At 70.7% G+C, this 9,715-nt stretch carries 6 protein-coding genes; all 6 read left to right on the top strand.

Features of this window, described 5'->3' with window-relative positions; all coding sequences use genetic code 11:
* The coding region (locus tag AC5LUJ_RS05165; protein ID WP_493464540.1) for a putative bifunctional diguanylate cyclase/phosphodiesterase at nt 1–1,928 on the top strand (1,928 nt) is incomplete at its 5' end.
* Between the two features lie 1,118 nt (nt 1,929–3,046).
* Entirely contained in the window at nt 3,047–4,777 is a 1,731-nt protein-coding gene (locus AC5LUJ_RS05160) for an NB-ARC domain-containing protein (RefSeq protein ID WP_250285156.1), read from the top strand.
* Nucleotides 4,778–5,364: 587 nt separating this feature from the next.
* Nucleotides 5,365–6,195: an isocitrate lyase/PEP mutase family protein gene (locus AC5LUJ_RS05155; protein ID WP_250285155.1), complete on the top strand. Its 831-nt coding sequence runs from the start codon at nt 5,365–5,367 to the stop codon at nt 6,193–6,195.
* A 139-nt stretch (nt 6,196–6,334) separates the two neighbouring features.
* Entirely contained in the window at nt 6,335–7,612 is a 1,278-nt protein-coding gene (locus AC5LUJ_RS05150) for an MFS transporter (RefSeq protein WP_250285154.1), read from the top strand.
* Nucleotides 7,613–8,009: 397 nt separating this feature from the next.
* Nucleotides 8,010–9,347 (top strand): lysine N(6)-hydroxylase/L-ornithine N(5)-oxygenase family protein, encoded by a 1,338-nt coding sequence (locus AC5LUJ_RS05145; RefSeq protein WP_250285153.1) that lies wholly within the window; start codon nt 8,010–8,012, stop codon nt 9,345–9,347.
* Nucleotides 9,347–9,715 (top strand): cupin domain-containing protein (locus AC5LUJ_RS05140; protein ID WP_493464539.1); only part of this gene is annotated, 369 nt, incomplete at its 3' end. The genes AC5LUJ_RS05145 and AC5LUJ_RS05140, both read left to right, overlap by 1 nt.

Genomic DNA, 9,715 nt, shown 5'->3' with positions numbered 1-9,715 from the left:
TGGGCGACGGCGGCGTGGCCGGTGTCATGGCGACGGGGCGGGAGACGACCCGGCAGGTGTTCGCCACCCGGCGGCTGACCTGCCTGCGCGAGCTCGCCACCGCCACCGCGGACTCGTACGACCCGTGGGAGGTGTGCACCCGTGTCGTCGAGGTGCTCGGCCGGTATCCCGCGGACGTCTCGTACGGCATCGTCCTGCTGCGCGACCCGGACGCGCAGCGGCCGGTGCTGCGCCCGGCGGCGTCCTGCGGCCTGGCCGGTGACCAGCGGGGCGTCGACCTTCTCGGCGTGCTCGGCGCCGAGGCGCCCCTTCCCGAGCTGGGCGACGCGCTGTTCTCCGGCCAGGCACGTCTCGTCCGGGAGCTGCCCGAGCGGTTCCCGATCCGGCTGGCCAGCGGCTGCCGGCCGCCGGGCTCGGCGATCGCCGCGCCGCTCGCCGAGGGCTGTGACGGGCTGGCCATCGGCCTGCTGCTCGTCGGGGTCAACGACCGGCTCGCCCCCGACGACGACTACCGTGACTTCGTCGAGCTGCTGGCCGGCCAGATCTCGACCGCGGTGGTGGTCGCGCGGGCCGGTGAGGTGGAGCGGGCCCACGCCGCCGACGCCCGCTACCGGGCCCTGCACGACGGGCTGACCGGGCTGCCCAACCGCACCGCCCTGCTCGACCGGCTCCACCAGGCGCTCACCGGCGCCCGGGGCGACCGGCCGCGCCGGGTCGCCATCCTGTTCGTCGACCTCGACGGCTTCAAGACGGTGAACGACTCGCTGGGCCATCACGCCGGTGACGACCTGCTCCGCGAGGTGGCGGGGCGGCTGCGCCGGGCTGTCCGCCCCGGCGACACCGTCGCCCGGTTCTCCGGCGACGAGTTCGCCATCCTGTGCGAGGGCGTCACCGCCGCGTCCTGCGTCGAGGCGGTCGCCGAACGCCTCGTCAGCACGCTGGCCATCCCCAGGACGGCCTGCGAGCGGACCATCACCGTGACCGCCAGCGTCGGCATCGCCGTCTCCGGCCCGGACCTGTCCGACCCCGAGGACATCCTGCACGCCGCGGACATCGCCATGTACGCCGCCAAGCGGCAGGGCCGCAGCTGTCACATGGTCTTCGACGAGAGAATGCGGGCCCAGGCCCGGCGCCGCGTGCGGACCGGCAACGACCTGCGCCGCGCGCTCGTCACCGACGAGCTGCGGCTGCTCTACCAGCCGGTGATGAACATGGCCGGCGAGCTCACCGGGGTGGAGGCCCTGCTGAGGTGGCAGCATCCCGAACGCGGCCTGCTCGAGCCCGACGCGTTCCTGGCCGTGGCGGAGGAGACCGGGCTGATTGTTCCGCTCGGCCGCCGCGTCCTGGAGATGGCCTGCCGGGCGGCCGGCAGATGGGCGTCGAAGCTGCCGGCCGGCATGGCGCCGCGGGTCGCCGTCGACGTCTCGGCCTGCCAGCTCGCCGATCCCCGCTTCCTGTCCGAGATCATCGCGCTGCTGGAGGCCACCAACGCCGACGACCGCTACGAGCTCGGCCTGGAGATCACCGAGAGCGCCTTCGTCGACGACGTCCCTGCCGTCACCGCCGCCCTGCACGACCTGTGCGCCCGCGGGGTCAGCCTGTACGTCGACGACTTCGGCGCCGGCCACTCGTCGCTGAGCTGTCTGCACCGCGCACCCCTCGACGGCATCAAGATCGACAAACGGCGTGTCGCGCGGATGCTCGAGGACCCCGCCGAGCACGCGGTCGTCGCCGCCGTCATCGGCCTCGCGCACACCTTCGGCCTCACCGCCGTCGCCAACGGCGTGGAAACACCCGAACAGCTCGCCGCGCTCCGGACGCTGCGCTGCGACCTCGTCCAGGGCTGCTTCCTCGCCAGCCCACAGCCCGGCCTGCCGAGCCTCCTGCACGGGCCCGGCCGGCAGCCCACCGCCACCGAACACCACTGACCCGGGAAGAACGTCGCCGCGAGTGGGGCGCTGACGTGGTTTCCGCCCCCGTTCGGCCCGCGCCCGCCGCGTCGCGGCCCTAATCGCGGCAGCGGTCGTCGGGAGGGGACGGGGGTGCTCCGGCGCTCGTGTATGTTGTCGGCGCGGTAATCCGGTTGTGATCGGATTTGGCTGAAGATGATGCTGTGAAGATGCTGCTGAAGGTGCGCCGAGAATCTTCTGAAAAAGAGAACAACCGGTAGGACGCCGGTGGCTGGCTGAATTTCCTGCCGGTCGTCCGCGTGGTCTGTGTCGGATAGCCGACTGACGGGTTGTCACGCTCCGTCGACGTACCAATAATCAGAGCGTCAACGGTAGCGATCTCGGTAATGGTGCATTCCGTTACGGGCCGGCGGCACCGTCCGTCGTCCATGCCGTTTGGCCGGGTTTCGTGCGGTGAGTCTCGTTCGGCGGGCTTCTCGGTGGAGCGGGAGCAAATGGCCGGTACCTCGCGGTGGCCCGGAGCCACGTCCGGAGGCGGCGGTCCTCTCCGCCGCGCCGCCCGCCGGGCCGGGGGAGGTTATTGGTGGTTTTTGTCCAGGTATCGTACGGAGATTTCATGATGTTCAGTGACGGGATCGGTGTCCGGTGGGCCGGCCGGCAGCCTCGTACCGGCCTGGGCCGTGTGCCCGCCCGCGGCACCCAGGACGTGGAGAAACGGCTGGCCGGATATCCGGCCGTCACCTTCCGTCCCGCTCCGGTGGATAGTTTCCCGGCGGCTCCGGGCGGGCGCCGACCCACCGTCACCGTTAAACAGGGAATCCGGGCGGACAGCAGTCGCGCACGCCATTCCGGTAGTATGGCAGAAGGCTACGAAAAGGATTTTCCGGACTCCGGGACGGATGCTGGCGAGCATGTTTCTTCGCGGGTCGGCGAGCTGTCGGATATTTTTCTCGCGTGCCGCTGGAAAATGTTCACAAGACGTATTTCCAGGTCGATGCACTGGGCCGTTCACGTGGGCTGTCCCGGGCTGGGGCGCCCGGCCGGCCAGGGCGCCGTACCAGGATCACGGGAAGCTGTGCACCGGAGACCCGAAGGTAGCAGGTCTGAATTCACGCGACACCAGGAGAGGGGTGGATATGGGCAGGCCCGAGAGGCCGTTGGACGCGGCCAACGGCCCGATCGCCGAATTCGCTCGTGATCTGCGCGCGTTACGGAAGAGCGCGGGCGGCCCGAGCTACCGGCAACTCGCCCGTACCGCACTGTTCGCGCCGTCCGTGCTGTCCAGCGCGGCCAGTGGCCACCGGCTGCCCACCCTCGCGGTGACGCTGGCGTTCGTGTCCGCGTGCGGGGGAGATCCCGTGGCCTGGGAGCGGCGCTGGCGGCAGATCTCCGGACGGCCGGGCCAGCCACCAGGCCAGCCGGGCCAGCCACCAGGGCAGGCAGGCCAGCCGCTGGGCCAGTTGGGCCGGCAAGGCCAGGTAGGCCGGACAGGACAAGCAGGCCAGCCGGGCCAGCCGGGCCAGCCAGGCCGGATAAGCCGGATAAGCATGGTGGGCAGGACGGCTGGCTCCCAGGACGGCCGGGAGCCGGCCGTCCTGCCGGCCGACAGCCTGTTCGGCCTGGCGGGGGTGCCGTCCGTCACGCATGTGGCGACCAGTACGGTGACCAGCCTTGTCCGTCCCGCCCAGCTGCCCATGGGGCCGAGCGTGTTCGTCGGCCGCGCGCGGGAGCTGGCCGACGCGTTCCGGCTGCTCGGCCGCCCCGCCGGGCCGGTCAGGATGCCGCTGCTGGTCAGCGGGCCGATCGGGATCGGCAAGACGGCGTTCGCGCTCAGGCTGGCCCACGAGGTGTCCGCCGGCTTCCCGGACGGCCGGCTCTACGCGGATCTCGGCGACTGCGGTACGGGTGGCCGGTCCGTGGGCGGCATCGTGCGCGGTTTCCTGCACGCGCTGGGGGTGCCCGCCCACCTCGTGCCGGACGACCCGACGCAGCAGACCGGCCTGTACCGCTCGCTGCTCGCCCAGCGCAGGTTGTTCGTGCTGCTGACGAACGTCCGTGACGAGCGGTGGGCCCGGCCGCTGCTGGGGCAGACCGCGCGCAGCCAGGTCGTGATGACCAGCAGGGCACGGCTGCTCGGGCTGGACGGCACGCACCGGATCGATCTGGGCACGTTCACCCGCGAGGAGTCGATGACGCTGATCGGCCGGCTGGCCGGCGCGGAACGGGTACGGGCGGAACACGAAGCCGCCGACGCCATCGCCGAGCTGTGTGAGGACCTGCCACTCGCCGTCAGTATCGTCGGTAGGAAGATCGCAGCCCGGCCGGAGCTGACGATCGCGTACACCGCCAGCCAGCTCGCTGACCGCGACGCCCAGCTGGACATCCTCAGCGTCGGTGACGTCAACGTGCGGGACCGGTTCGCCCTGGCCTACCAGCTGCTGTCGCCGGCCGGACAGGCGCTCGTCCACCAGCTCGGCCGGCACAGGGCGGGCTGGACGACCGCGATCGGTGTCGCCGCCGACATGGGCATACCGATCGGGTCGGCGGACGAGCTGCTGGAGTCGATGGTGGACGCCGGCCTGCTACGGCGGGCCAGCGTCGCCGGTCGTTACAGTGTGTCAAGGCTGTTCAGCGCGTTCGCCGGGAACGTGCAACGGGACGCCGGGCCGCTGCCGGTCTCGCTGGTGGACGGCGGGGCGCGGCGGGTGGCGCTCGAACCGTTCCGCCGCGACGCCGGGCCGGCCCTGCCAGCCCTGCCAGCCACCAGACCCGGCGTTGATTGTTCGGATCCGGCGGTTCTTCCAGTCAACGTCACGCGTGGTCTGAATGGTTCACAAATCACCCGGACGGTTATTGCCGACGCATAACGCCCGACGGGCGGCACGTCATACTGCCGCAGGCCGCCACCGGGCTGATCGGCCAGCTGCGCGAGCGCGGCTTCGAGTCGATCGGCGCGGACCTGTCGGAACTGCTCAAGGCCGGCGGCAGTGTCAAGTGCTGCACCCCGGAGCTGCGTGCCGAGAGGGCCGAAGGACCGCGGCGCGGCCGGTGAGCCGGCCGAATCCACTGACTGTCAGGATTTGTTTGCCCGTTGGAATACGCGGGCCAGGCGCGACCGTCGACAACACGGCCCCCGATCGGCCACGACAGCCCCGGCCGGGTATATGCTCGAAACGCTGACCGGCCATTGCCCGGTGCGCTCGGCACCGAGATCGGACCACGTTACCGAACGGTTGTGCTAAACGACGGCCGTACCAAACGGCAATTATACCAGATGGCGGCTGTATTGAACAGCTGTATCGGACGGCTGTGCTGAGCCGCTCCATCATGTCGCTCCGCCGTGTCGACATGCCGTGTCGATTTCGCTCGCCGGCCCACCGGGACGCATTCATGTAAATGAACAGCCGGGTAAATCGATACGTCTGGCCCGGCATGACCGAGGAGTGAGTGGAGCATGGTGGAGAACATTCAGCGGACCAGGGCGGAGCTGCTGCGGTCGCTGCACGACAGCGGGGTGCTGGTGCTGCCGAACGCGTGGGACGCCGGCAGTGCCGCGCTGATCGCGCAGGCGGGCGCGAAGGCGGTCGCCACGACGAGCGCGGGGGTCGCCTGGTCGGTCGGCCGGCCCGACGGGCAGCACCTGACCCGGGCCGAAGCGGTCGAGCAGGTCCGGCGGATCGCGGCCGTCGTGGACGTCCCGGTCACGGCCGACGTGGAGGGGGGATACGGCCCCGCCCCCGAGGATGTCGCGGCGACCGTCGAAGCGGTGGTCGCCGCCGGCGCGGCCGGGGTGAACATCGAGGATTCGCAGGCCCCCGGCGGCCCGCTGTTCGATGTCGCGGCCCAGGCTGAGCGGCTTCGTGCCGCCAGGTCCGCGGCGGCGCGGGCGGGGCTGCCGGAGCTGCTGGTCAACGCGCGGACCGACGTCTTCCTGTTCGGTATCGGCGAGCCCGGAGGGCGGCTGGCGGACGTGCTCGCCCGCGCGGCGGCCTATGCCGAGGCGGGCGCCGACAGCCTCTTCGTGCCGGGCCTGCTCGACCTGGACGTCGTGGCCACGCTGGTGACGGCGTCACCGTTGCCGGTCAACGTGATGGCCGGGCCGGGCGCCCCGAGCATCGCCGAGTTCGAGGCGGTGGGCGTGCGCCGGGTGAGCGTCGGTACCGCCATCAGCCAGGCGGCGTACTCGGTCGCCCAGCGCGCGGCCACCGAACTGCTCGTCAAGGGCACCTACACCGAGCTCGAGGGAGCCCTCGACTTCGGCGGCATCAACGGCCTGTTCGGCTGAGGGCCGGCGTGCGCGGCCGATGGCCGGCCCGTCCGGTTGACGGCTCGGTCTGTCCGGTTGATGGTCGGTATGGCCGGTGATTGATTGTCCGGTCCGGTCAACCCTGTCGGTCAACGGACGCTTCCGCTGAGATCGAGTCATGGCGCAGACGACTAAGACAAAGAACTCGGCGGAAGCGGATTCCCCGGCCGGCGTTATCGCGGTCCTGCGGGCGACGCCGCCATCAGTCAGGTACCTGCTGGGAGGCGTGCTCGTCAACCAGCTGGGCGCGTTCGTACAGACATTCCTGGTGCTGTATCTGACGGTTCGCGGATTCTCTGTCGGCCAGGCCGGCCTCGCGCTGACGGCATACAGCGTGGGCGCGGTGTTCGGCACGCTACTGGGTGGGGAGCTGACCCAGCGGGCCGGCCCGCGGGCGACCATCACCGGCTCGATGGTGACCTCGGCCGTGATCGTGGGGCTCGTCCCATGGCTGAGCGGCCTGTCGGCCTTCGGGCTCATCTTCGTCGCCGTCGGGCTGGCCGGCCTGGTCACCCAGGCCTACCGGCCCGCGGCGGCGATGCTGCTCAGCGATCTCATGCCGGAAGAACACCAGGTCATGGGCTTCTCGATGATGCGGACCGCGCTGAACATCGGTGCCGCGCTGGGCCCGCTGATCGCCGCCGGGCTGATCCTGCTCGACTGGGACCTGCTCTTCTGGCTCGACGCGCTCACCGCGCTCGTGTACGCGGCGGTCGCGCACACCTTCCTGCCCGGCACGCAGGCCCCACCGGAGGAGACGGAACCGGCCGGGGGCGGACGGTCCGGATACAGTGTGCCACTGCGTGACGGCAACTACCTGTTCTTCCTGGCCTCGGTGCTGCTCGGATCCATGATCTACATGCAGTACGTGGTCGCGCTGCCGCTGAAGATCTCCGATGACGGCCATCCGGCCGCGCTGTACAGCGCGGCGCTCGCCACCTCGTCCGTCACCCTGATCCTGTGCGAGCTGAAGATCACCTCCTACGTCAGGAACTGGCGGCCGAACCTCGTGGGCGCGCTCGGCACCGTGGTCATGGGGGCCGGCCTTGCCACGTACGGCCTCGCCACCGGCTCGGCCGCGCTGGTAATCGTCAGCACGGTGGTGTTCGTGACCGGTGTGATGATCAACGGGCCCACGATGTTCGCGCACCCGGCCAGGTTCCCGGCCGCGGTGAAGGCCCGCTACATCGGCGTGCACCAGGCGACGTTCGGGCTCGGCCTCGCGCTCGGGCCGGTCCTCGGCGTGCTCGCGTGGGAGCGGCTGGCCAACGGCGTCTGGCTGGTGTGCGGGGCCGTCGGCGTCATCGCCGCGCTGTGCGCGCTGGTGGGCATGCGGGAGAACGCGGGACGCGCCGAGCGGCAGGTGGCGGCGCGGCGGAAGGCGGCGGCCCACTGAAAGCGGCGGCCCGCTGAACGGGGCACCGCACGCCGGACGGAACGCGGCGCCGCTTCCCGACGGGAAACCACGGAGTGCTCTCTTCCCGGCACCGCGCGCCGGACGGAACACGGCACCGGAAAAGAACGCCGTGCCGAAAAAGAACGTAGCACGCCGGAAAAGAATATGGCATGCCGAGCGGATGGTACGCCGGATAACGCCGCCCACGCCGGGCGGCGTTATCTCGTGCCCGGCCGTCCCGGGTGCCGGCCGTCCCGTTTCTTTGATTGTCTCCGCCGACCAATTCTTTCGATCAATGATCCCGCCGTATTGAATCGTGATGTGCCGGTGAACCGGGGCGTACCAATGAACCGGGACCGGCCACGAAGAGCAGGATCACGGGGATCGGAGTGGGATTTTGACCGACCAAGAGGTTGACATACTGGCTGTCGGCGCCGGGCCGGCGAACCTGGCACTGGCGATCGGCATCGAGGAGTCCGGTGTACGGGAGCTGGCGGAGCACACCCTGCTGCTGGAGCAGTATCCGGACGTCAAATGGCAACGCAACCTGCTGCTGCCCTGGGCGCGCAGCCAGGTGTCGTTCCTGAAGGACCTGGTGACGCTGCACAACCCGCGGAGCAGGTTCACCTTTCTGAACTTCCTGCACGAGCAGGGCCGGCTGGACGAGTTCGTGAACCTGGGCACGTTCAACCCGTTCCGCTGGGAGCTGTCGAACTACCAGCAGTGGGTCGCGGACTCCCTGGAGCATGTCGGCGTCCGCTACGGCGCCCGGGTCGAGCGGGTCGAGCCCCGGCGGGCCGCCGACGGCACGGTCGTCGGATGGACGGTCACCCTGGGCGACGGCGGGACGGTGCGCTGCCGCGACCTCGTCATCGGCGCCGGCCGCGACCCCCACGTCCCCGAGGTCTTCCGCGGGCTGCCCGCCGACCGGCTGATCCACAGCACCGGGTACTGCACCCGCATCGCGCAGGTGCCGGCCGACCGGCCGCTGCGGGCCGTGGTGGTGGGCGGCGCGCAGAGCGCGGCGGAGATGTTCGTGGCGCTGCACCAGGACCTTCCGCTGAGCCGGCCGACCCTGCTGGTGCGCTCCGTCGGCCTGCGGAACTACCAGACGAGCAAGTTCGTCAACGAGCTGTTCTTCCCCTCCTTCGTCGACGAGTTCTTCGACAGCTCTCCCGAGACCCGCGCGGAGATTCTCGGTGAAATGCACCTGACGAACTACGCCGGGCTGGCCGAGCCCTTCCTCGACGAGCTGTACTCGATGCTCTACCGGCAGAGGATGCTGGGGGAGCGGCGATCCGCGGTACGGGCGATGACCGAGGTCATCAGCGCCCGGGCCGACGGCGACGACGTCGTGCTGGAACTGCGGGACCGCCGTAGCGGCAGGACCGAGCCGTTGCGCTGCGATCTGGTGCTGCTGGGGACCGGATACGAACCGAGAATGCCCGCGCTGGTGCGGGAGCTGGCCGGGCGGCTGGGCCTGGCCGACATCACGGTCAACCGGCGCTACCGCGTCGACCTGGACGGCTCGGCATGGGGCGCGGTGTACCTGCAGGGCGTCAACGAGCGGACCCACGGCATCTCCGACTCGCTGATCAGCGTGCTCGCCCACCGCTCCCAGGACATCCTCGCCGACCTGCTCGACCGGCGCGTTCCCTCGGTGGCGGCCCCGACGACGGTATCGGTGGCTGCCCCGGCGGTGCCGGTGGCGGCATCGGCGGCCTGGAGCGCGTGATGGAGATCCGCAGACTGGACCGGGCGAACCTGACCCGCGCCTACGGCCTCGACTCGCAGCGGCTGCTGCCCTGGCCGGCGCTGAACGCGCCGTTCGAGGGCGCCTGGTGCGTGCTGCGGCCGGGCGACGTCTCGACCGCGCACGCCCATCACGAGCACGAGATCTTCATCGCGATGACGGGCAGCGCGACGCTGGTGGTCGACGGCGAACGGTACGGGTTCGCCGCGGGCGACATCGCGCACCTGCCGCCTGGCTGCACCCATCAGATGGTCAACGAGAACGCCGCGGCCTTCGAGTACTACGGCCTCTGGTGGGACGGCGAGATGTCGGCCGGCTTCCTGCGCAGCCTCGGGGAATCCCCCCGTCCC

The sequence above is a fragment of the Protofrankia sp. CiP1_Cm_nod3 genome (assembly GCF_982290655.1).
Note: the sequence above shows the minus strand (reverse complement) of the source record. Positions and strands in the feature narration are given on the sequence as shown.